The sequence below is a fragment of the Paracoccus halophilus genome, assembly GCF_000763905.1.
Classification (GTDB): Bacteria; Pseudomonadota; Alphaproteobacteria; order Rhodobacterales; family Rhodobacteraceae; genus Paracoccus; species Paracoccus halophilus.
In genome coordinates this window covers 90,392-111,847 of sequence record NZ_JRKN01000008.1, presented here as the reverse complement: position 1 = coordinate 111,847, position 21,456 = coordinate 90,392, and the positions used below count along the sequence as shown (strand labels likewise).

19 protein-coding genes and 2 pseudogenes are annotated in these 21,456 nt (G+C 65.3%); 12 read left to right on the top strand and 9 right to left on the bottom strand.

Annotation, left to right across the window (positions count from 1 at the left end; all coding sequences use genetic code 11):
• Nucleotides 1-39 precede the first annotated feature (39 nt).
• From ispH to IT41_RS08145, 3 genes are all read left to right on the top strand, one after another.
• Nucleotides 40-990: a 4-hydroxy-3-methylbut-2-enyl diphosphate reductase gene (ispH, locus tag IT41_RS08155; protein ID WP_036740164.1), complete on the top strand. Its 951-nt coding sequence runs from the start codon at nucleotides 40-42 to the stop codon at nucleotides 988-990.
• Between the two features lie 202 nt (nucleotides 991-1,192).
• Entirely contained in the window at nucleotides 1,193-1,660 is a 468-nt protein-coding gene (rnhA, locus tag IT41_RS08150; RefSeq protein WP_036740163.1) for a ribonuclease HI, read from the top strand.
• 20 nt (nucleotides 1,661-1,680) lie between these two features.
• Nucleotides 1,681-2,286 (top strand): trimeric intracellular cation channel family protein, encoded by a 606-nt coding sequence (locus tag IT41_RS08145; protein ID WP_036740225.1) that lies wholly within the window; start codon nucleotides 1,681-1,683, stop codon nucleotides 2,284-2,286.
• 76 nt (nucleotides 2,287-2,362) lie between these two features.
• Here the strand turns inward: IT41_RS08145 and IT41_RS08140 are convergent, their stop codons facing one another.
• The gene (locus IT41_RS08140) at nucleotides 2,363-2,794 is read right to left on the bottom strand and encodes a group III truncated hemoglobin (protein WP_231564716.1); all 432 of its coding nucleotides are present in this window, start codon (nucleotides 2,792-2,794) and stop codon (nucleotides 2,363-2,365) included.
• A gap of 213 nt (nucleotides 2,795-3,007) precedes the next feature.
• On the opposite strand from IT41_RS08140, the gene ileS reads away from it, so the two are divergent.
• Entirely contained in the window at nucleotides 3,008-5,974 is a 2,967-nt protein-coding gene (gene ileS, locus IT41_RS08135) for an isoleucine--tRNA ligase (RefSeq protein WP_036740162.1), read from the top strand.
• Nucleotides 5,975-6,122: 148 nt separating this feature from the next.
• Here ileS and IT41_RS08130 read toward each other — a convergent pair whose 3' ends face one another.
• Nucleotides 6,123-7,424, bottom strand: coding sequence for an NCS2 family permease (locus IT41_RS08130; protein ID WP_036740161.1), 1,302 nt, complete (start codon nucleotides 7,422-7,424; stop codon nucleotides 6,123-6,125).
• A 219-nt stretch (nucleotides 7,425-7,643) separates the two neighbouring features.
• Between IT41_RS08130 and puuE the strand changes: the two genes are divergently transcribed.
• Both puuE and IT41_RS08120 read left to right on the top strand, forming a co-directional pair.
• A complete protein-coding gene (gene puuE / locus IT41_RS08125) occupies nucleotides 7,644-9,050 on the top strand; it encodes an allantoinase PuuE (RefSeq protein ID WP_036740160.1) in 1,407 nt (468 codons plus the stop codon).
• Nucleotides 9,047-9,934 carry a bifunctional allantoicase/(S)-ureidoglycine aminohydrolase gene (locus IT41_RS08120; protein WP_081967498.1) on the top strand — a complete coding sequence of 296 codons (888 nt, stop codon included), beginning with the start codon at nucleotides 9,047-9,049 and terminating at the stop codon, nucleotides 9,932-9,934. The genes puuE and IT41_RS08120 overlap by 4 nt, the downstream gene beginning before the upstream one ends.
• Nucleotides 9,935-10,112: 178 nt before the next feature.
• On the opposite strand, the gene IT41_RS21865 is transcribed toward IT41_RS08120, so the two are convergent.
• Both IT41_RS21865 and IT41_RS19430 read right to left on the bottom strand, forming a co-directional pair.
• Nucleotides 10,113-10,244: a hypothetical protein gene (locus IT41_RS21865; RefSeq protein ID WP_269429304.1), complete on the bottom strand. Its 132-nt coding sequence runs from the start codon at nucleotides 10,242-10,244 to the stop codon at nucleotides 10,113-10,115.
• Nucleotides 10,245-10,558: 314 nt separating this feature from the next.
• Nucleotides 10,559-10,861, bottom strand: a complete 303-nt coding sequence (locus IT41_RS19430) for a hypothetical protein (protein ID WP_052081345.1) — start codon at nucleotides 10,859-10,861, stop codon at nucleotides 10,559-10,561.
• Here IT41_RS19430 and IT41_RS08110 point away from each other — a divergent pair.
• The 3 genes from IT41_RS08110 (at nucleotide 10,860) to IT41_RS08105 (ending at nucleotide 12,528) form a co-directional block, all read left to right on the top strand.
• Nucleotides 10,860-11,417 carry an aldehyde dehydrogenase family protein gene (locus tag IT41_RS08110; protein ID WP_036740158.1) on the top strand — a complete coding sequence of 186 codons (558 nt, stop codon included), beginning with the start codon at nucleotides 10,860-10,862 and terminating at the stop codon, nucleotides 11,415-11,417. The genes IT41_RS19430 and IT41_RS08110 overlap by 2 nt on opposite strands.
• Nucleotides 11,418-11,571: 154 nt before the next feature.
• Nucleotides 11,572-11,769, top strand: a complete 198-nt coding sequence (locus IT41_RS20670; RefSeq protein ID WP_139221587.1) for a hypothetical protein — start codon at nucleotides 11,572-11,574, stop codon at nucleotides 11,767-11,769.
• Nucleotides 11,770-12,528 (top strand): sodium:solute symporter family transporter, encoded by a 759-nt coding sequence (locus IT41_RS08105; protein ID WP_081967497.1) that lies wholly within the window; start codon nucleotides 11,770-11,772, stop codon nucleotides 12,526-12,528.
• Nucleotides 12,529-12,719: 191 nt separating this feature from the next.
• Here IT41_RS08105 and IT41_RS08100 read toward each other — a convergent pair whose 3' ends face one another.
• Nucleotides 12,720-13,598 carry a LysR family transcriptional regulator gene (locus IT41_RS08100; protein WP_036740222.1) on the bottom strand — a complete coding sequence of 293 codons (879 nt, stop codon included), beginning with the start codon at nucleotides 13,596-13,598 and terminating at the stop codon, nucleotides 12,720-12,722.
• A 97-nt stretch (nucleotides 13,599-13,695) separates the two neighbouring features.
• Between IT41_RS08100 and IT41_RS08095 the strand changes: the two genes are divergently transcribed.
• The gene (locus tag IT41_RS08095; protein ID WP_036740156.1) at nucleotides 13,696-14,679 is read left to right on the top strand and encodes an aldo/keto reductase; all 984 of its coding nucleotides are present in this window, start codon (nucleotides 13,696-13,698) and stop codon (nucleotides 14,677-14,679) included.
• Nucleotides 14,680-14,791: 112 nt separating this feature from the next.
• Here IT41_RS08095 and IT41_RS08090 read toward each other — a convergent pair whose 3' ends face one another.
• The 4 genes and pseudogenes from IT41_RS08090 to IT41_RS08075 all read right to left on the bottom strand — a co-directional run bounded on the left by IT41_RS08090 (nucleotide 14,792) and on the right by IT41_RS08075 (nucleotide 18,485).
• Nucleotides 14,792-16,012 carry a phenylacetate--CoA ligase family protein gene (locus IT41_RS08090; RefSeq protein ID WP_036740155.1) on the bottom strand — a complete coding sequence of 407 codons (1,221 nt, stop codon included), beginning with the start codon at nucleotides 16,010-16,012 and terminating at the stop codon, nucleotides 14,792-14,794.
• A gap of 11 nt (nucleotides 16,013-16,023) precedes the next feature.
• On the bottom strand, nucleotides 16,024-16,845 hold the full coding sequence (locus IT41_RS08085) for an ABC transporter ATP-binding protein (RefSeq protein WP_036740154.1): 822 nt from the start codon (nucleotides 16,843-16,845) through the stop codon (nucleotides 16,024-16,026).
• A gap of 57 nt (nucleotides 16,846-16,902) precedes the next feature.
• Nucleotides 16,903-17,250: a hypothetical protein gene (locus IT41_RS08080; RefSeq protein ID WP_036740153.1), complete on the bottom strand. Its 348-nt coding sequence runs from the start codon at nucleotides 17,248-17,250 to the stop codon at nucleotides 16,903-16,905.
• 71 nt (nucleotides 17,251-17,321) lie between these two features.
• Nucleotides 17,322-18,485 (bottom strand): annotated as a pseudogene (locus IT41_RS08075) (IS3 family transposase).
• A 391-nt stretch (nucleotides 18,486-18,876) separates the two neighbouring features.
• Between IT41_RS08075 and IT41_RS08065 the strand changes: the two are divergent.
• Complete coding sequence (locus IT41_RS08065; protein ID WP_036740151.1) at nucleotides 18,877-20,754, top strand: hybrid sensor histidine kinase/response regulator; 1,878 nt, start codon at nucleotides 18,877-18,879, stop codon at nucleotides 20,752-20,754.
• Nucleotides 20,751-21,452, top strand: a pseudogene (locus IT41_RS08060) (response regulator transcription factor). Before IT41_RS08065 ends, IT41_RS08060 begins: the two are co-directional and overlap by 4 nt.
• Nucleotides 21,453-21,456: the final 4 nt, after the last annotated feature.

The following is a 21,456-nucleotide window of genomic DNA, read 5'->3' as shown; positions in this document are numbered from 1 at the left end:
CATCTTGCGATACGGCCGCGCCAAGGCTAGGTGAAGGCCATGGACCAGAAACCGCCCCTGACCCTGTATCTGGCCGCGCCGCGCGGCTTTTGCGCCGGCGTGGACCGGGCCATCAAGATCGTCGAGATGGCGCTGCAGAAATGGGGCGCGCCGGTCTATGTCCGCCACGAGATCGTGCATAACAAATTCGTCGTGGACAGCCTGCGCGACAAGGGCGCGGTCTTTGTCGAGGAACTGGACGAATGTCCCGACGACCGGCCGGTGATCTTTTCCGCCCATGGCGTGCCCAAGGCCGTCCCGGCCGAGGCCCGGCGCCGCGAGATGGTCTATGTCGATGCCACCTGCCCCCTGGTCAGCAAGGTCCATGTCGAGGCCGAGCGCCATCACGCGGCCGGCTTGCAGATGATCATGATCGGCCATGCCGGCCACCCCGAAGTGCTGGGCACCATGGGTCAGCTGCCCGAGGGCGAGGTCATTCTGGTCGAAACCGTCGGGGATGTCGCGCTGATCGCGCCGCGCGACCCGGAACGGCTGGCCTTCATCACCCAGACCACGCTGTCGGTCGATGACACCGCCGCCATCGTCGCCGCGTTGCAGGCACGGTTTCCGGCCATTGTCGGCCCGGCCAAGGAAGATATCTGTTATGCCACCACCAACCGGCAGGCCTCGGTCAAGGCGGTGGCGGACAAGATCGACGCGCTGCTGGTGATCGGGGCGCCCAACAGCTCCAACTCGCGCCGCCTGGTCGAGGTCGGCCGCGCCGCGGGCTGCGCCTATTCGCAACTGGTCATGCGCGCCGACCAGATCGACTGGCGCGCCATCGCGGGATCGCGCGCGGTCGGCGTGACCGCCGGCGCCAGCGCGCCCGAGGTTCTGGTCGACGAGGTCGTGCAGGCGTTTCGCGACCGCTATGATCTGAGCGTCGAGATGGTCGAGACGGCGCGCGAGAACGTGGAGTTCAAGGTGCCGCGCGTTCTGCGCGAGGCGTGACCGGCGTGAGGGCCGTGAGGGGGCTCCGCCCCCGGCCCTGCGGGCCTCCCCCGGGATATTTGCATGAAGAAGAGGTCTTGGGAGTGAAGCTCTGGTCGATGCCCACATCGGGAAACCGTTACAAGCTGCGGTCGGCGATCCCGGGCGCGGGTTTTGCCGCGTGTTTCATGTGCCGGGCTGCGAAACTGAAAGGGGCGCGGGCATGACCGAGCTTTTCGCGTGGACAGATGGTGCCTGCAGTGGCAATCCCGGCCCCGGCGGCTGGGGCGTGCTGATGCGCGCAATCGAGGGTGCCCGGATCGTCAAGGAGCGCGAATTGCAGGGCGGCGAGGCCGATACCACCAATAACCGCATGGAACTGATGGCCGCGATCAGCGCGCTGGAGGCCCTGACCCGGCCGAGCCAGATCACCGTGATCACCGACAGTGCCTATGTGAAGAACGGCGTCACGCAATGGCTGCATGGCTGGAAGCGGAACGGCTGGCGCACGGCGGGCCGCAAGCCGGTCAAGAACGCCGAGCTGTGGCAGCGGCTGGATGCCGCACAGGCCCGCCACGAGGTCCGCTGGGAATGGATCAAGGGCCATGCCGGGCACCCGGAAAACGAGCGCGCCGATGAGTTGGCGCGGGCCGGCATGGCCCCCTACAAACCCGCGAAGGCAACGTCTTGAGCCTCGACCTGCTGCTTCCGATGCTGGATTATGCCAGCGTGGTGATCTTTGCCCTGACCGGGGCGCTGGTCGCCAGCCGCGGCCAGCTTGATCCCGTCGGCTTCATCTTTTTCGCCACGCTGACCGGGGTCGGCGGCGGCACCCTGCGCGACCTGATTCTGGGCCGCGTCCCGGTCTTCTGGGTCCTGCAGCCCGAGCTGATCCTGCTGACCGCCGGCGCCGCGATGCTGGTTTTCTTTACCGCGCATCTGCTGGAAAGCCGCTATCGCGCACTGGTCTGGCTGGATGCATGCGCGCTCGCCGTGGCCGTGCCGGCCGGCATGGCCGCCGCGCTCGAGGTCGGCACCGGCCCGGTCGTCATCGTCGTGATGGGGGTAATGACCGGCACCATGGGCGGCCTGATGCGCGATGTGGTCAGCAACGAGGTGCCACTGATCCTGAAGCAGGGCGAGCTTTACACCACGGCGGCATTCGGCGGCGCGCTGGCCTCGATCCTGATCCTGGAACTGGGCGGCGGGCGGCTCTGGGCGCTGATCGTCTGCGCGGTGACGGTCCTTGGCCTGCGCGCCGGCAGCATGGTTCTGGGCTGGCAACTGCCGGTCTATCGCGCCCGCCCGCCGCGCTGATGCCGCGCCGGGAGCGCCTCAGCCTTATCGGGTTACCTGGTTTGTCACGTTGCCTATCCCTGACGGTTGCGGTGCCTCAGCGCAGGATCGGCGGGCCGGTGACGCGTTCGCGCAGGTCCTCGACCCCCATGCGCAGCCCGGCGCCGATGCGATGCGCCAGCGCCGACCAGGCGGCGGCCGTATCGGCCGGCAGGTTGCGGCGCAGGGTTTCGTCGAAGAGCATCAGCCAGAGCGCGAAATGCTCGGCCCGGACATCGCCCGCGCGCATATGTACCTGCATCGGATTGCCGTCATAGTTACGCTCGTACAGGATCGCGTTCTTCCAGAAACGGGCGATCTTGTCCTCATGCTCGGGCCAGTCGGTGACGTGATTGGCGAATACCGGGCCAAGCACCTCGTGCCGGCGGATCGCGGCGTAGAACACCGCGACGACGCGGTCGATCTGAGCGGGCGTAACGGGAAAGCGGGGGGGCATCATGCCAAGAATATGGGGTGCCAGCGGCGCCATGGCAATGCCGCAGCCTGCCCCTTGTGATCCCGTCTCGGGCCGGCACCCGCCCGGACAGGCGCAAGCGCGCTTGCAGCCCTTGTCGCCGTTTCCTATAAACCGGCGCATGTTCAGCACGGGCCGGATCATTCGAATTACCCGCCCGGCGGCGTAGGGCCTTTCCTCGCCGCCGGGTTACGCATGCCTGCCCTGCCACCGAAGGATCCCCGCCCGATGAGCGACACGACCCGGACCGCGCCCGATTACCGCGACACCGTTTTCCTGCCCAAGACCGATTTCCCGATGCGCGCCGGCCTGCCCGCGCGCGAACCCGAATGGCTGGCCCGCTGGGAGCGGCTGGGCATCTATGACCGGCTGCGCGCCGGGGCCGGGGACCGCAAGCCCTTTATCCTGCATGACGGACCGCCCTATGCGAACGGGCATCTGCATATCGGCCACGCGCTGAACAAGGTGCTCAAGGATTTCATCACCCGTTCGCAGCAGATGATGGGCCGCGACGCGCGCTATGTACCGGGCTGGGACTGCCACGGTCTGCCCATCGAATGGAAGATCGAAGAGGAATACCGCAGCAAGGGCCAGGACAAGGACGCCGTCGACACGGTCGAGTTCCGCCAGGAATGCCGCCGTTTCGCCGAAGGCTGGATCGACATCCAGCGCGAGGAGTTCAAGCGCCTGGGCGTCACCGGCAAATGGGACGCGCCCTATCTGACCATGGATTACCATGCCGAGGCGGTGATCGCGGCCGAGTTCATGAAGCTTTTGATGAATGGCAGCCTTTATCAGGGGTCCAAGCCGGTGATGTGGTCGCCGGTCGAGAAGACCGCGCTGGCCGAGGCCGAGGTCGAATATCACGACCATACCAGTCATACGATCTGGGTGCGGTTTCCGGTGGTAGGCAGCGATATTAAACCGCTTGTTCGTAGGTCTGGCGATGAACAGGGCGCACTAGATCGACGCGGAGAGCTTCAAGACGCGTCAATCGTGATCTGGACGACGACACCATGGACAATTCCCCAGAACCGTGCGGTAGCCTTCAATCACCAAATTCCCTATGGACTTTACAAGGTTAAAGCTGTTGCAGAGGGAGCATCTGCCGTTCCCGATGAGACGCTTGTGCTAGCGAATGCCTTGGCTGCTTCGGTAATGCAGTCGGCTAAGGTCGAAGAATTTGATAAGCTTCGTGATATTGCGGGACATGAGCTTTTGGGGCTGGTTTTAGCCCACCCCCTGCGCGGCGTCGAAGGCGCCAAGGGCGAATGGGATTACGACGTCCCCATGCTGCCCGGCGATCACGTCACCGACGATGCCGGCACGGGCTTTGTCCATACCGCCCCCAGCCATGGCGATGACGATTACAAGCTGGGCCTCGAACACGGTCTGCCGATGACCTATAACGTCGAGCCGGACGGCACCTATCGCCCCGACCTGCCAATCTTTGGCGGCGAGGCGATCATCCTGCCCGATGGCAAGGATGGCCCCGCCAATGTCAGCGTCATCAAGAACCTGGCCTGGGCCGGGGCGCTTCTGGCCAAGGGCAAGATCAAGCACAGCTACCCGCATAGCTGGCGCTCCAAGGCGCCGCTGATCTATCGCAACACGCCGCAATGGTTCGCCGCCATCGACCGCGATCTGAATGATGGCATGGACGATTACGGCAAGACGATCCGCGCCCGCGCCCTGACCTCAATCGACAAGCTGGTCAAGTGGACGCCGCAGACCGGGCGCAACCGGCTGTTCTCGATGGTGGAAAACCGTCCCGACTGGGTGCTGTCGCGGCAACGCGCCTGGGGCGTGCCGCTGACCGTCTTTGTCAGGAAGGGCGCGCGTCCCGACGACCCCGAGTTCCTGCTGCGCGACCAGCGCGTGAACGACCGTATCATCGAGGCATTCGAGGAAAGCGGCGCAGATATCTGGTATCAGGACGATTTCAAGGCCCGCGCCCTGGACGGCGTCGCCAATCCCGACGATTACGAACAGGTGATGGATGTGCTGGATGTGTGGTTCGACAGCGGCTCAACCCATGCTTTCGTGATCCGCGACCGCGAAGACGGCGCGCCCGACGGAATCGCGGATCTGTATCTCGAGGGCACCGACCAGCATCGCGGCTGGTTCCATTCCTCGCTCTTGCAGGCTTGCGCGACCAGGGGGCGCGCGCCCTATCGCGGCGTGCTGACCCACGGCTTCACGCTGGACGAAAAGGGCATGAAAATGTCCAAATCTCTGGGCAATACCGTGGCGCCTGCCGATGTGATCAAGGATTACGGTGCCGATATCCTGCGGCTGTGGGTGGCGCAGTCGGATTACACGGTCGATCTGCGCATCGGCAAGGAAATCCTGAAAGGCACCGCCGACAGCTATCGCCGGCTGCGCAATACGCTGCGCTTCGTACTCGGCAATCTGGACGGCTTCTCGGATGCCGAACGGCTTGCGCCCGAGGACATGCCCGAACTGGAACAATGGGTGTTGCACCGCCTTGCCCAGATCGACCATATCCTGCGCAAGGGCTATGACGCCTATGATTTCCAGGGCGTGTTCCAGGCGGTGTTCCAGTTCGCGACCGTGGATCTGTCGGCCTTCTATTTCGACATCCGCAAGGACGCGCTTTACTGCGACGCGCCCGACAGCCGGCGCAGGCGGGCGGCGCGGACCATTCTGGACATCCTGTTCCACCGGCTGGTCACCTGGCTCGCCCCGATCCTGCCCTTCACCATGGAGGATGTCTGGCTCAGCCGCTTCCCCTCGGACGAGGACAGCGTGCATCTGCACGATTTCCCCGCCACCCCCGCCGACTGGCTGAACGAGCCGCTGGCCGGCAAATGGGAGGGCATCCGCCGCGCCCGCCGCGTGGTCACCGCCGCGCTTGAGATCAAGCGCAGCGACAAGGTGATCGGCGCCAGCCTCGAGGCCGCGCCCGTGGTCCATATCCGCGACGAACAGCTGCTCAAGGCGCTGAAATCGGTGGATTTTGCCGATATCTGCATCACCTCGGACCTGTCACTGACCGCCGATCCGATCCCGGCCGAGGCCTTCCGCCTGCCCGACATCACCGGCATCGGCGTCGTGTTTGAGTCGGCCGAGGGCGAAAAATGCCAGCGCTGCTGGAAGATCCTGCCCGATGTGGGCACACATGACCATCCGGGCAGCTGCGCCCGCTGCAACGAGGTGCTGAGCCAGGGTTAGGCCCCGGCCCCGCACTCGCCCCCTTCGCCCGCGTCACCACGGGCATCCTCCAATCCCGACGGGAAAGGGCCCGCCAAACGGCAGGCCCTTTCTTCTTCATGCAAATATCCCGCGGGGGTCCGGGGGCGCGAAGCCCCCGGCGCCTCGTTCACTCCACGAAGAAGGCAAAGCGGATCACGAACAGCGCCGCCACGATCCATGTCGCCAGATGCACTTCGCGGCCGCGGCCGGTCAGCAGCTTGATCGCGGCATAGCTGATGAAACCGAATGCCAGCCCGTTCGCGATGGAATAGGTGAAAGGCATCATCAGCGCCGTCAGAACCGCCGGCGCGGACTCGGTCACGTCGCTCCAGCTGATTTCCTCGAATTCGCGCACCATCAGACAGGCGACATAAAGCAGCGCCGGCGCGGTGGCATAGGCCGGAACCGAACCCGCCAGCGGCGCAAAGAACATCGCCAGCAGGAACAGCACCGCGACGACCAGGGCGGTCAGCCCCGTGCGCCCGCCCGCCTGCACGCCCGAGGCGCTTTCGACATAGGCGGTCGTGGACGAGGTTCCCAGCACCGAGCCGGCCAGAATCGCGGTCGAATCCGCCATCAGCGCGCGGCTCAGGCCCTTGTTGGTATGCGCCGGCCCCTCGGTCAGCAGACCGGCGCGCTTGGCTACGCCGATCAGCGTGCCGGTTGCATCGAACACCTCGACCAGCACCATGACCAGAATGACATGGAAAATCCCGACCGTCAGCATCCCCGCCAGATCAAGCTGCATGAAGGTCGGCGCGATCGACGGCGGCATCGACAGCACGCCTCCAAAGGCACTGGCGCCAATGGCGATCGAGATCACCGTCACCACCAGAATACCGATCAGGATCGCGCCGCGCACCTTCAGCGCATCCAGCGCCGCAATGATGAAAAAGCCCAGAATGGCCAGCAGCGCGCCGACCTGGGTCAGATCGCCCATCCCGACCAGTGTCGCGGGGTTGTCCACCACGATGCCCGCATTCTTCAGCGCGATCAGCCCCAGGAACATGCCGATCCCCGCCGCGATCGCGCTGCGCATGGATGTCGGGATGCCCGCGATCAGCCAGCGCCGGATACCGGTCGCCGACAGGAACAGGAACACAAGGCCGGAAATGAAGACCGCGCCAAGCGCCTGTTGCCATGTGAAGCCCAGCTGGCCCACAACGGTAAAGGCGAAAAAGGCGTTCAGCCCCATGCCGGGCGCCATGCCGATCGGCCAGTTCGCCCAGATCGCCATGATCGCCGACCCGAGCGCCGCGGCGAGACAGGTCGCGACGAAGACCGCGTCCCGGTCCATGCCGGTCACCGACAGGATATCGGGGTTCACGAAGATGATGTAAGCCATCGTAAGGAAAGTGGTAATCCCTGCGATCACCTCGGTTCTCACGCTGGTGCCATGGGCCGTCAGCCCGAATTGCTTGTCTAGCATATGTCCTCCCTTGGACGGAACCTCCGCCGCGGCGGCCAGAATAGAATCCCGGGCACAAGACGACCATGCAAGCATTAATGACAGAGTTTCAAAGCATTATTTAAAGAATTGGTCAATTATCAACAAAATCTTGTTTCAGATTATAGAAATACAGGATTGTCTGGCGGACGTCAAAATGGTGACTCTTGGTCTGGCCTGATAATCGAAAGGATGCCAGCGATGCGATACAGCCGCGACATGATCGGATACGGTGAGAACACGCCCGATCCAGAATGGCCGGGCGGCGCGAAGATCGCGGTGCAGATCGTCATCAATTACGAGGAAGGCGGCGAAAACAGCATCGAGCATGGCGATGCCGCATCCGAGGCGTTCCTGTCGGAAATCATTGGCGCCCAGCCCTGGCCCGGCAAGCGCCACTGGAACATGGAATCGATCTATGAATATGGCGCGCGCGCGGGTTTCTGGCGGCTGCACCGGCTGCTGAAGGACACGCCCGTCACCATCTATGGCGTCGCCACCGCGCTGGAGCGCAGCCCCGAACAGGTCGCCGCGATGAAATCCGCCGGCTGGGAAATCGCCACCCACGGGCTGAAATGGATCGAATACAAGGATGTCCCGCGCGAGATCGAGGCCGAGCATATCGCGCGGGCGGTCGAACTGCATACCCGCGTCACCGGCCAGCGCCCCTACGGCTTCTACCAGGGCCGCACCTCGATGAACACGGTCGAGCTGGGCTGCGAGGAGGGCGGCTTCGAATATCTGGCCGATACCATCGCCGACGACCTGCCCTATTGGCACGTCCATCACGGCCGGCCGCAGCTGATGGTGCCCTATACGATGGACGCCAATGACATGCGCTTTTCCAGCGGTCAGGGCTTCGGCACCGGGGTCGAGTTCTTCGACTATCTGCGCGACAGTTTCGACATGCTCTATGCCGAGGGTCAGGCCGGCGCGCCCAAGATGATGTCCATCGGCCTGCATTGCCGACTGGCCGGCCGCCCCGGCCGCGCCATGGCGATCAGGCGCTTTCTGGATCATGCCCGCGCGCATGAGGGCGTGTGGTTCGCCACCCGGCTCGATATCGCGCGCCACTGGGCAAAAACGCATCCCTGGCAGCCCCGCCCGCGCCCCAGCCAGATGGAGCGCGACGAATTCGTCGAAAAGTTCGGCAGCATCTACGAGCACTCTCCCTGGATCGCGGAACGGGTCTGGGACGCCGAGATGGGCCCCGTGCACGACACCGCCGGCGGCCTGGCCGGGCGCATGGCGCAGATCTTCCGCGCCGCCAGCGATCAGGAACGGCTGGGCGTTCTGGTGGCCCACCCCGATCTGGCCGGCAAGCTGGCCGAGGCCAAGCGTCTGACCGCCGAAAGCACCTCCGAGCAGTCCAGCGCCGGGCTGGACGCGCTGACCGATGCCGAAAAGGCCGAGTTCACCCGCCTGAACGAGGCCTATACCTCGAAACACGGCTTTCCGTTCATCATCGCGGTCCGCGATCACGACAAGCCGGGCATCCAGCGCGCCATGCAGGCGCGCGTGGACAACGACACCGCCACCGAGCGTGACGAGGCCGAGCGCCAGGTCATGCGCATTGCCGAACTTCGCCTGAAAGAGGCCCTGAAATGAACGATCTTCCGCCCAAGGGCGCCCCCACCGGCGAGGTTCCCGTGATCCCGGAATCCCAGGCCCGCGCCACCCCCTATGCCGGTCCGGTCGCCGGCCTGCCGCCGCAGACCGGCCTGACCACCGACACGGCGGTATTCACCAGCGCCTATGCGGTCATCCCGCGCACGGTGATGCGCGATATCGTCACCTCCTACCTGCCCGGATGGGAAGGCATGCGGATGTGGATGCTGGCGCGGCCGCTGTCCGGCTTTGCCGAGACCTTCAGCCAGTATGTGGTCGAACTGGCCGAGGGCGGCGGCAGCGACCGGCCCGATGACGACCCGGAAATCCAGCATGCGATCTTTGTCACCGGCGGCGACCTGCAGGTGGTGATCGACGGGCAGGAGCATCTGCTGACCCCCGGCGGTTTCGCCTATATCCCGGCCGGCATGGACTGGCAGGTTCGCAACCGCACCGCCGGCCCGGCCGGTTTCCACTGGTGGCGCAAGCGCTGGCAGCCCTGCAACGGGGTCGATCGCCCCGATCCGATCGTGGTGCAGGAACAGGACATCGCGCCCTCGCCCATGCCTGACACGGATGGCGCCTGGGCCACGACGCGCTTCATGGATCCGGCCGATCTGCGCCACGACATGCATATCACCGTGGTCACCTTCAAGCCCGGCGGCTCGATCCCCTTTGCCGAGACCCATGTCATGGAGCACGGGCTTTTCGTGCTGGAGGGCAAAGCCGTCTATCGCCTGAACCGCGACTGGGTCGAGGTGGGACCAGGCGATTTCATGTGGCTGCGCGCCTTTTGCCCGCAGGCCTGCTATGCCGGCGGGCCGGGGAATTTCCGCTATCTGCTCTACAAGGACGTGAACCGTCACGCGCCGATCTGGCGCTAGCTGCTCGGTCCCGGCAGTTGGTGGATCGGGCCGGGGATGGAGCTTTCCGGCCCGGAGCGGCGTTGTTGCGCAAATCCGTGGGGGGATTCATCTTGTGGATCCAGCATGAGCAGACCCCCGAAGACGACCTGCAAGACCACCAACTGGCGCGCGTATAATCAGCCGCTTATCTGCCCGATCACATCGCCGCGCAATGGGTCAGCAGCAGCCCGCTGCGCGCCATCCGCCCCGCCAGGCGATCCTCGAGGCGCATGCCGCCGGCTGAGATCAGGACAGCGGAAAGCCCATCGCCCGGACCAGCCGCAGCCATGCCTTGCGCCAGCCGCCCTTCTCGTCGGCGGTATCCAGCGCATAAAGCGTGATCCGCGAGCCCAGCCAGCGGAACGGCTGGTCGAAATTCCGAAACCGGAATAGCCGCCCGCCCAGATCATGTCGCCCGCCCTATATTCCTGAAAATGCACCGCCATACGCGTGGTCAGGGCGATCGGCCCCGACCTGCCATGGCTGAAGCGGATGTCGTCAAGCTGCGGGAAGGTGCGGAAAAACGCCTCGGCCAGCCGGATATAGGGGTCGAGCACCCGCTTGCCGCCGGGTCGGTATTGCTGGTGCCGTCGTGATAATAGGTCAGCCCCCGCCAAAGGTGATGCGGTTTTCCCGGGTCATGCGCATGTAGTTCAGTTGCGTGCGGGTGTCGTAGATGCCCTGCCGGTTCTTCCAGCCGATCCGGTGCAGTTCCTCGTCGCTCGGCGGCTCGGTTGCGATGATGCGGTCGCGAATGCCGGCGACGCGCTGCTTGATCCGCGCATGTTTTTCTGGCCCAGCCGCTCCAGCTCGGCGATATCCGTCGATGAAAGACATCGCGTCTTTGTAATTCTTTCCGCTGCGCTCGTGCCGGATTCTGGCGCAAAGCAGGACGGGGGCGCACATGTGCGAGGCATTGCTGGAGCGCGAGCATACGATCTTTCTGGCCGGGGAATGGCGGCATGGACACGGCGCCGGGCCGCTGGAGGTAATCGACCCCGGCACCGGCGCGGTCCTGTCGCGACTGCGGCACGGCAGCGCCGCGGATGTGGACAAGTCGGCGCGCGCGACCTATCTGCGCGACTTTGCCCGTGGGCTGGAGGCGCGCAGGGATTATCTGGTCGGCGTCCAGATGCACAGCAATGGCAAGCCCCGGGCCGAGGCGCCGGTCGCGAAAACACGCGCGCTCAGGATCGGCTCGCCCGTCGAGGAAGGCACCGAGATCGGGCCGATCACCACCAGCGCGCAATGCCACAAGGTCCTGTGGATGGTCGAGGAAGCGAAATCCGACGGGCTGGACTGCCTGACCGGCGGCGCCATCGACCGCGACGGCCAGTTCGTCAAACCGACGATATTCCGCGACGTGCCGCGCGATCACATGATCTGGCACACCGTGCCTTTCATGACCGTCTTTGAGGAAATCAACAGAAATTCTCCTATCACATTGAAATATAATCAATGAACACCAGATACGGTCGCACAAATTTACCCCTATTTTTCCAGAGGTTAACATTTCGGTTTCCGTGATTTTTCAGAACACCCCTCTCCTTCAAGGCTGAAGACCGGACAGCGCCGCTGTCCGGAAGGGGAGCCTGCCAGGCGAATAGGGAGAGGATATGGAACAGGTTTATCAGAACGAAGGCTGGGTCACCGCCGGCCTCATCATATATCATTCTGCTGGTCGTCGGCTGGTGGGCGTCGAAAAAGGTTTCCGACGAAACCGACTTTCTCGTGGCGGGCCGCTGATGGCGGGAGCGCTGGTCGCCACCTGGTTCGTCGCGGGCACCACGATGGGGGCCGCGGGGGCTACCTAGCTGTTCGGTTTTCAGGGCGTGGTCTTCGATCCGTTCGGCGCGGCGCTGTGCCTGATCCTGCTGGGGCTGTTCTTTGCCCGCGTCATCCGCCGCTCGAAATACATGACGCTGGTGGATTTCTTCGACAGCCGCTATGGCGGCAAGGTCGCCGGCCTTTCGGCCTTTATCATGCTGATCGCGGAAATGGGCTGGATCGGCGCATTGCTGTTCGGCTTCGGCGCGATCGTCAATTTCTTTACCGGCGTTTCCTTGGGCTGGGGCATCGGCATCTCGACACTGGTGCTGATCCTCTACACCCATATGGGCGGGATGTATGCGGTCACGCTGACCGACTCGGTACATATCGCGGTGGTGACGGTGTCGATGATCGCCGCCTTCAAACTGTATCCCGGCATGGATTTCGACAAGGTGCAGAACCAGATGCTGCTGTATCTGGCGGCCGATTACCTGCCGTCATTCTTCGTGATCATCTTTGCCTGCGGGCTGGTCGCCGCGCCGATGTCCTCGGCCGCCGCCGCGTCGCTGGTCGTGGCGCTGAAATTCACCACCATCTACAACCTGATGGTCGTCGCATGGACGCTGCTGGTGTCCAACTTCCTTCCCTATGCTGCCGGATCTTTCTGGGAAAAGGCCAATACACCGGGATCTCTGGCGGCGATGATCGGCGGTTTCATGGGCTGGACCGCAGACTATTTCCACTATCTGCCGCTGACCTCGCGCGCCAATACCGGGATCGTGCCCGATGTCGAAGGCGTCTAAAAGGACCGGGCGAATTGGGACGCGGTCTGTATCGGTTCGGTCTGGGGCGTCATTGCGTCGGTCACGCTGCTGGTCGTGGTGTCGCTGGCGTCGCAGAATGCGCACCCGGCCCGTCCGCTACATCTTTCCCTGCGGTCGGGCTTTCCGAACATTGCCGGCGCCAGTGCCGAAAGCACAGGGAGCGCCCCCGGTCAGGACGCGGGCGCTTCCAGAACCGCCTTTGAGCGGTGGATCAGCCCGGCCAGAAATTCGCCCACCGCCCGGACCCGGCGCGACCGGGCGAGATCGGAATGGATGGCCAGCCAGATCTCCTGATCGATGCCGATATCCGTCTGCAGGCAAACGAGCCCGTTCCTCTGGCCCAGGAAATGCGGCAGGACCGCCAGGCCGAGCCCGGCGATGGCAGCCGACACCTGCGCCGAGAGAGTCGTCGTCACCAGCGCCGGCGGGCGGCCGTGCGACACCCGCTCGATCCACTGCGCGGCGGGCAGATGCGAACATGTCTCGCACCATGTGATGAAGCGATCCTGCCCGTCCCGTTGCCGGGTCTGCCGCTCGCGCGCATGCTCTGGCGCGGCGTAAACGCCAAAGCCCAGCGTGCCAAGACGCCGGATCGTCACATTGCCGCGCTGCGGCTTGGCCATGCGCAGCGCAAGATCGGCGTCGCGCCGGTGCAGGTTCACCGACTGCACCCCCGTCACGATTTCCAGCGTCAGATCGGGATACTGACCGCTCAGCACCGGCAAGGCGGGAATGATGATGTGATTCGCCAGCATCTCGGCCGTGGCAAGACGCACCCGGCCGGCGATCTCGGTCTGCGCCGCCGAGCCCTCGGCAAAGGCCTCGGCCGCCTGCTCCAGCGCTTCGGCACGTGGCAGCAGGGCGGCGCCGTCATCGGTCAGGCGATAGCCGGTCTGATGGCGGCTGAACAGGGTCAGGCCAAGCGCCGCCTCAAGCCGCGCGATCTGGCGCGACACGGTGGCCAGACCCGTGCCACGCAGGGCGGCGGCGCCGCTCAGCGATCCGCTGCGGGCAATGGCCAGAAAGACCCGGGCATCATCCCATCGCAACCCATTTCCGTTTTCGGAAATCGGATTGCGATTCTTTGCGATACTTTTCATCACAAAAGGAAAGCACCTTTGCCCGCGACAAACAAGGAGCAAGGCAATGCAGCGACGAACTCTTGGCGACGGACTTTCAGTTTCGGCAATCGGTCTTGGATGCATGGGCATGAGCGAGTTCTACGGCCCCCGCGACGACGCGGAATCGCGGGCGGTTCTGGCGCGCGCGCTCGATCTGGGGATCGATTTCCTCGACACGGCCGACATGTACGGCCCGCATCACAATGAGGAGTTGATCGGCGCTTTCCTTGCCGGCAACAAGACAGGCGTCAAGGTCGCGACCAAATTCGGCATTGTGCGCAAGCCCGGGGAATACGCGCGCAGCATCGACAACAGCGCCGGGTACATGCGCCGCGCCTGCGAAGGATCGCTCAAGCGGCTGGGGATCGAGCGCATCGATCTGTATTATGTCCATCGGGTCGATCGCGAGCAGCCCATCGAAGAGACGATGGAGGCGCTGGCCGACCTGCGCCGCGCCGGAAAGATCGACCATATCGGGCTGTGCGAGGTCAGCGCCGCAACCCTGCGCCGCGCCCATGCCATCCATCCGGTGACGGCGGTCCAGACCGAATATTCGCTGTGGACCCGCGATGTCGAGGCCGGGATCCTGCCCACCTGCCGCGAGCTGGGCATCGGATTCGTGCCCTATTCGCCGCTTGGCCGTGGCTTTCTGACCGGCCGGTTTCAGGCGGGCACATCCTTCGCGGAGGGCGATTTTCGCGCCAGCCTGCCCCGTTTCTTGCCCGAGAACGCAAAGCTCAATGGCAGCATGGTCGAGGTGCTGCGCGCCATGGCCGCACACAAGGGCTGCACCCCCGCCCAGATCGCGCTGGCATGGCTGCTGGCCAAGGGCGAGGACATCGTGCCGATCCCGGGCACCCGGCGGATCGGCTATCTCGAGGAAAACACCGCCGCGACGACGATGCCATTGAGCCACGAGGAGATGGCGGCGCTGGAGCGGGCCATCGCCGGGATTCCCGTCGCGGGAGAGCGCTATACCGATGAGGGGCTGAAGGGGGTCAATGCCTGAAGGCGGCGCCGCTTCCTTGCCGGCGGGCCGGCGCGATTATTCCCGGCCTGCCGCAAGGCGGTATCACGGGCGGAAGCCGGGCGCGCGGCAATGCCCGACCGGCACGCCATGATCAGTCATAGCTGCGGCGATCCTCGATGACCTTGCCGTCATTGGGCAAACTGCCCGGCGGGACGATCTGCACCCTGCCCCGGAGCTTCAGCATATCGACCACCGAGGCGGCATAGGCCTCGGCCCCGCCGGTCGCCGATTCCAGCTGCACGGTCATCACATCCACCTCGCCATCACGCTCGGCGATGACGCGGGCGCGGGCGATCTCGGGGTGGCGGGCGACCAGTGCGGCGACCTGTTCGGGGCGCACGAACATGCCCTTGATCTTGGTGGTCTGGTCCGCCCGGCCCATCCAGCCCTTGATGCGCATGTTCGTGCGCCCGCAGGGGCTGGTGCCGGGGATCACTGCGGACAGGTCGCCGGTGGCGAAGCGGATCAGCGGATAGTCCGGGTTCAGCGTCGTGACCAGCACCTCGCCGACCTCGCCCTCGGGGACCGGATCGCCGGTGCCGGGGCGGACGATTTCCACGATCACGCCCTCGTCCACGACCAGCCCCTCCAGAGTCTCGGTCTCGTAGGCGATCAGGCCCAGATCGGCGGTGGCATAGCATTGCCGCGTGACGATGCCGCGATCCGCATAGCCCTGCCGCAACGATGGAAACAGCGCGCCGCCGCTGACCACGGCACGGGTAATGGCCAGGGTTTCGCCCATCTCGTCGGCGCGGTCCAGGATCACCTTCAGGAAATCGGGCGTGCCGGCATAACAGGTCGTGCGGACATCGACGGCGGCGCGGACCTGCAATTCGCTCTGCCCGGTTCCGGCGGGCAGCACCGTCGCACCGACCGCACGGGCGGCGGAATCGAACATCATCCCCGCCGGCGTCAGATGGTAGCCGAAGCAGTTCTGCACGATGTCACCGCGGCCGACACCCGACGCGTGAAGAAAGCGGCCCAGCCGCCACCAGTCGGGCGCGCGCCGGCCGGGCTCGTAGATCGGGCCGGGGCTCTGGAAGACATGATCGAACTCGGCCGCGGACCTGGAGGTGTAGCCTCCGAAGGGCGGCGATTTCGCCTGCCCCTCGGACAGGGCCGCCTTGCGGATGACCGGCAGCCGGGCCAGCGCGGCGCGATCCGTCACCGCCCCGGCATCGACATCGCGCAGAAGCCGGGCCAGCGCCGGGGCCGTCCGGGCGCGGGCGATCGCCGAGGGCAGGGCCGAGGCCAGATCGGCGGCGCGGCGATCGGCACTGCGGGTTTCAAGGTCGTCGTAATGGCTTGTCATGGCAGAGCTCCTCAGGCCAGCCAGCGCTTGCGGCGGCGATAGCTGCGCACGTCGCGGAAGGATTTGCGCCCCTCGTCCGACATGCCCAGGTAGAATTCCTTGACATCGGGATTCTCGCGCAGCTGCGCGGCGGGTCCGTCCATCACCACCCGGCCATTTTCGAGGATATAGCCGTAATGGGCATAGCGCAGCGCGACATTCGTGTTCTGTTCGGCCAGCAGGAAGGTCACGCCCTCGCCCTCGTTCACGGCCTTGACGATCTCGAAGATCTGCTCGACCAGTTGCGGCGCAAGGCCCATGCTGGGCTCGTCCAGCAGGATCGTCTCGGGACGCGACATCAGCGCGCGGCCCATCGCCACCATCTGCTGCTCGCCACCCGAGGTATAACCGGCCTGGCTCTTGCGGCGCTCTTTCAGGCGCGGGAAATAGTCATAGACCATGTCGAGATCGCGCCTGACCGCCGCCGCGCCGTCGCGCCGCGTATAGGCTCCGGTCAGAAGGTTTTCTTCGACCGTCAGATGCTCGAAACAGTGCCGCCCCTCCATCACCTGGATGACGCCCTTCCTGACCAGCGCGGCGGGGTTCAGATCGGCCACCCTTTCTCCGCGATAGGTGATGCTGCCCTTGGTCACCTCGCCGCGTTCGCTGGCCAGCAGGTTCGAGATCGCCTTGAGCGTCGTGGTCTTGCCGGCGCCGTTGCCGCCCAGCAGCGCGGTGATCCCGCCCTTGGGCACCGACAGGCTGACACCCTTCAGCACCAGGATGACGTGGTTGTAGATCACCTCGATATTGTTGACTTCCAGCAGGCCTTCGTCGTTCGCGGCATCCAGCATGTCGGTTCTCCGGTTCGGAAGAACCCGGCGGCGCGAAAGGCCGCCGGGCGCAGGGGATCAGCAGTCGCGCGGGGTGATGCCGGCTTCCTTGGCATAGGCCTCGCTGTCCTCGGCGATCAGCGGCGCGAGGATGTCCTGATCGGGTTCGGTGAACTCGGTGATCAGGGTCCATTTCTGCGCGTCCGCGTCCCATTGCTGGACGCGGGCCATGCCGTTGCCGCCGTGGTTCTCGCAGCTCATCGCGAAGGCCGGGCCGAAATCGGGCAAGCCGATCTCGGTCAGTCGCTCGGCGGTGATCTCCAGCTGCTCGAAGCCGTCGCGCAGCTGTTCGGGATTGATGGCCGAGGTGCCGGCCAGGTCCTGCGCCTTGCGGATCGCCTCGGCGATGACGACGGCGGCATACATGCCGCGCGAATAGACCGCCGAGCCGAGATGCTGGCCGTGATCGGCCCCGCTTTAGTGGTCCAATTTGAAAGTTAGTGCATGACCGGCCTTTGGTCCATCGGGACGATGGTTTCGGGGGCCGGTGGGCGGTAGCCCAGAGCGCTGTGTGGCCGTTGTGTGTTGTAGTGCTTTCTCCATGCTTCGATGATGATTTGCGCCTCGCTGAGGCTGTAGAAGACCTCTCCGTTCAGCAACTCGTCGCGGAAACGGGCCTTGAAGCTCTCGCATTGAGCGTGTGAACGCCACTGGTCCGAGTGAGCACGCGAAACCGTTCTCGCAGGGTGAGCCGGGTTCGATACAGGCCGTCTTCGCCCCGACGGCTGCGATCCAATCGCGGACGGCCTGGGCGATGAATTCCGGGCCGTTGTCTGAGCGGATGAAGGCAGGGACGCCGCGCAAAATGAACAGGTCGCTCAACGCATCTATCACGTCGGTTGAGTTCAACCTGCGCCTGACCCGGATCGTCAGGCATTCGCGGCTGTGTTCATCCGGGATGTTCAGCGTCCTGAACGCTTTGCCATCGTCGGTCCGGCAATGGACGAAATCATAGGACCAGGCATGGTCGCGGTATTCCGGCCGGAGCCGGACGCAGGGTCCGTCATTCAGCCATAGCCGACCTTTCTTCGGTTGTTTTGTTGGCACTTTCAGCCCCCCACGACGCCATAAGCGCTCAACACGCTTGTCGTTCACCCGCCAGCCGGCATCGCGCAACAGCGCCGCAATCCTGCGATAACCATAGCGGCCGTATTGCCGCGCCAGTTCGATCATGTCCGCGACCAGCCGGTCTTCGTCTGCCCGACCTCTCGGCAGCTTGCGCTGCGTTGAACGATGCTGCCGAAGCACCCGGCAGGCCCGGCGTTCGGAAATGCCCAGCTCACCACGAACATGATCGATGCACGCCCGGCGGCGCGAGGGGCTCAGTAGTTTCCCCGTGCAGCTTCCGTCAAGATCAGCTTGTCCAGCGTCAGGTCCGACACCGCACGTCGAAGTCGATCATTTTCCTGCTGTAGCCGCTTCAGTTCCTTAAGCTGGTCCACGCCCATCCCACCATACTTCTGGCGCCAGCGGTAATAGGTCTGTTCGACAACGCCAATCCTCCTGATCGCATCCAGACGAGACATCCCTTGCCCCATCAGAACCTCAACTTGCCGCAACTTCGAAACAATCTCTTCCGGCTTCGGTCGCTTGTTTGCCATCTCTGATCCTCCGTTTCCTCATAATAACGGCGGACCACTTCAACGGGGGAGGATCAAGATGCCGAACTCCTTTTCACGCCAGGCGGGCCGGTTGCCAAAGCGGCTGGCATTCCGCACCAGCAGCGCCGGAATCGAATGCAATTCGCCCTGCGGCGCCTGCCGATCCGTCATAACCCCTCCCATATCGCACGGCTTTCGGGCCGCGGCGTCCGGCCCCCCGTGCCGGACGCGGCCACTGTTGCCGGCAATCCTTGCGGCAGTTTTTCAGCAATCCAACGAAATGTTACAAGGCTTTCGCGCCCCCCCTGCACAATGGTATCGCTGCCTGCGGGAGGATGAGGATGGCCGCTGGTGACAGGCAGGAAAGCGCGATCGCGGGTCGGTGCCGCCCGTGACCCCCGAGGAATTGCGCGCCGATCTGACCCGCTCTGGCCTCAACCTCATCGGTCAGGCGCTGTCGATCTTTGACGCCGATCTGCGCCTTGCCGTATCGAACCGGCAATACCGGACCATGTTCGCCCTGCCCGACCACCTGACCCAGCCCGGCACCAGCTTCGAGGATACCATCCGCTACATGGTCGGGCGCGGCGAATACGGCCCGCAGGACGATCCCGAGGCCGCCGTCCGGATGCGGGTCGAGCAGGCGCGCGCCTTCCAGCCGCATTATTTCGAACGCGCCCGCCCGGACGGCAGCTGGATCGCGGTCGAGGGCGCGCCGCTGGATCAGGGCGGCTGGATCGCCGTCTATACCGACATCACCGGCACCAAGCGACAGGAGGCGCTGCTGCGCGCGCGTTCGGAAAAGCTTAGCGGTCAGGTGCTGGACCATGCCGAGCGGCTGGCCGCCGCCAACCGCCAGATGGCCGCCGCCAACGCCGCCCTGCAAGAGGCGCAGCACATCCTGACCCGGACCGAGGCGCGCACCCGGCAGGTCACCGAAATGTTGCCCGCCCATATCGCCCATGTGGATGCGGATTACCGCTACAGCTTCTCGAACCGGCGGCAGCCCTCGATCTTTCCGGGCGCCGCCGAGCGGATCATCGGCCGGACGGTCGAGGAGGCCCTGGGCGCCGAGACCTTCACCGCGCTGAAACCCCATATCGACCGCGCCCTGGCAGGCGATCCGCAGGTTTTCGAGATCACGCATCCGGTCTCGGGGCGGCGCATCCGCATCGCGCTCACCCCCGATTCGGCCGGCAATGGCGTCTATGTCCTGTCCACCGATGTCAGTGACGAGGTACAGGCCCGCGAGGCCCTGTCCCATGCCAGCAAGCGCAGCATCGCCGCGCAACTGACCTCGGGGCTGGCGCATGATTTCGGCAACCTGCTGACCATTATCCTGGGGCTGCAGGGCCGGCTGGCGGCCATGGATCTGCCCCAAGACGCGGCTGACGATGTGCAGGCGACGCTGGCCGCCGCGCGGCGCGGCGCGACACTGCTGGGTCGGCTGTCACGAATCAGCCTGCCGCGCGAGGTCAGCCTGCAGCCGGTCGACCTGCCGCGGCTGCTCGCGGAGGTGGTGGCGCTGGCCACCCCGTCGCTGGACGAGGGGACGCGCCTGACGGTCAGCACCGACCTGCCCGCATTGCCGCTGCTTCTGGACCCCGAGGGGCTGCAGGACTCGTTGCTGAACCTGATCCTGAACGCCAATGCGGCAATGGCCGGGCCGGGCCAGATCGAGATTCTCGCCCGCGCGCGTGGTGACTGGATCGGCATCTCGGTGGGCGATACCGGCCCCGGTTTCTCGGACGAAGCCCTGCGGCGCGGCACCGAACCCTTCTTCTCGACCAAGAAAGCTGGCGGCGGCTCGGGGCTTGGCCTGTCGATGGTCTATGACCAGACCAAGCTGGCCGGCGGTACGATGCGGCTGAGCAATACCGCACAGGGCGCCCGCGTGACGCTGCGCCTGCCGCTGCGCCCGGTCACGCGCCAGATGCTGCTGCTGGTCGAGGATGACGACGCGGTCCGCCATGGCATCCGCAGTCAGCTGACCGGCCTCGGACATGCGGTGATCGAGGCGGCCAGCCTGACCGAGGCGCGCGGCATGACCGACCTGCCCGGCCTGACCATGATTCTGTCGGATATCCAGCTGGGCGATGGCATGGGGTTCGACCTTGCCGGGCCGCTGCCGCTGGTGCTGATGACCTCGCTGCCGCCGGGCGATCCGCTGCGCGCGCGCGCGCCGGGGCCGGTGCTGACCAAACCCTTCACCCCGGCCCGCCTTGCCGCCGCGCTTGCCGAGGCCGCAGCAGCCACGGACCGCCCATGACCGACGCGCCCCTGATCGCCATTCTCGACGACGAGCCGGAGATTCGCCGGCTGCTGGCCGCCGCCCTCCAGGAAGCCGGATTCCGCACGGCGGGTTTTGCCCGCGCCACCGAGTTCGAGGCGGCGCTGCGCCGCATCACCCCCGATGCCTGCCTGATCGATCTGGGCCTGCCCGACCGCGACGGGCTGGCGCTGGTCCACCGGCTGGCGACCGAATCCGGTGCCGCGATCATCATCATCTCGGGGCGGGCGCAGGTGCAGGACAGGGTGACCGGGCTGGAACTGGGCGCCGACGATTACATCATCAAGCCCTTCGAGCCGGCCGAGGTGGTGGCCCGGATCCGCGCCCGCCTGCGCTAGCCCGCGCAGCCGCAGGGTCGCGCCGGCGGGACGGTCCGTTTTGCCGGCTGGACCGCCGATTTCGACCGCTACGCGCTGACCGCCCCCGACGGCGCCGAGACCCCGCTGAGCCATGCCGAGGCCGAGGTGCTGCGCATGTTCACCGACAACCCGCGCCGCCTGATCACCCGCAACCAGATGCTTGAAACCCTGGGCGGCGCCGCCGGCGACAGTTTCGACCGGGCCATGGATGTCCGAATCTCACGGCTGCGCACCAAGCTGGGCGAGGATCCGAAAAACCCCCGCCTGATCAAGACCATCTACGGCGCGGGCTATATCTTTCTCGCCGAGATCGGGTGAATCG

What these genes read in the sequence shown, in the direction of transcription:
- IT41_RS08095 (WP_036740156.1), top strand. Translation starts at nt 13,696, where the DNA reads ATGCAGCGACGAACTCTTGGCGACGGACTTTCAGTTTCGGCAATCGGT.
- IT41_RS08080 (WP_036740153.1), bottom strand. Translation starts at nt 17,250, where the DNA reads ATGTATGCCGCCGTCGTCATCGCCGAGGCGATCCGCAAGGCGCAGGAC.
- IT41_RS21865 (WP_269429304.1), bottom strand. Translation starts at nt 10,244, where the DNA reads ATGGCTGCGGCTGGTCCGGGCGATGGGCTTTCCGCTGTCCTGATCTCA.
- IT41_RS20670 (WP_139221587.1), top strand. Translation starts at nt 11,572, where the DNA reads ATGGAACAGGTTTATCAGAACGAAGGCTGGGTCACCGCCGGCCTCATC.
- IT41_RS19430 (WP_052081345.1), bottom strand. Translation starts at nt 10,861, where the DNA reads ATGTGCGCCCCCGTCCTGCTTTGCGCCAGAATCCGGCACGAGCGCAGC.
- puuE (WP_036740160.1), top strand. Translation starts at nt 7,644, where the DNA reads ATGCGATACAGCCGCGACATGATCGGATACGGTGAGAACACGCCCGAT.
- IT41_RS08090 (WP_036740155.1), bottom strand. Translation starts at nt 16,012, where the DNA reads ATGACAAGCCATTACGACGACCTTGAAACCCGCAGTGCCGATCGCCGC.
- IT41_RS08120 (WP_081967498.1), top strand. Translation starts at nt 9,047, where the DNA reads ATGAACGATCTTCCGCCCAAGGGCGCCCCCACCGGCGAGGTTCCCGTG.
- IT41_RS08110 (WP_036740158.1), top strand. Translation starts at nt 10,860, where the DNA reads ATGTGCGAGGCATTGCTGGAGCGCGAGCATACGATCTTTCTGGCCGGG.
- IT41_RS08145 (WP_036740225.1), top strand. Translation starts at nt 1,681, where the DNA reads ATGCTGGATTATGCCAGCGTGGTGATCTTTGCCCTGACCGGGGCGCTG.
- IT41_RS08130 (WP_036740161.1), bottom strand. Translation starts at nt 7,424, where the DNA reads ATGCTAGACAAGCAATTCGGGCTGACGGCCCATGGCACCAGCGTGAGA.
- IT41_RS08085 (WP_036740154.1), bottom strand. Translation starts at nt 16,845, where the DNA reads ATGCTGGATGCCGCGAACGACGAAGGCCTGCTGGAAGTCAACAATATC.
- rnhA (WP_036740163.1), top strand. Translation starts at nt 1,193, where the DNA reads ATGACCGAGCTTTTCGCGTGGACAGATGGTGCCTGCAGTGGCAATCCC.
- ileS (WP_036740162.1), top strand. Translation starts at nt 3,008, where the DNA reads ATGAGCGACACGACCCGGACCGCGCCCGATTACCGCGACACCGTTTTC.
- ispH (WP_036740164.1), top strand. Translation starts at nt 40, where the DNA reads ATGGACCAGAAACCGCCCCTGACCCTGTATCTGGCCGCGCCGCGCGGC.
- IT41_RS08140 (WP_231564716.1), bottom strand. Translation starts at nt 2,794, where the DNA reads ATGGCGCCGCTGGCACCCCATATTCTTGGCATGATGCCCCCCCGCTTT.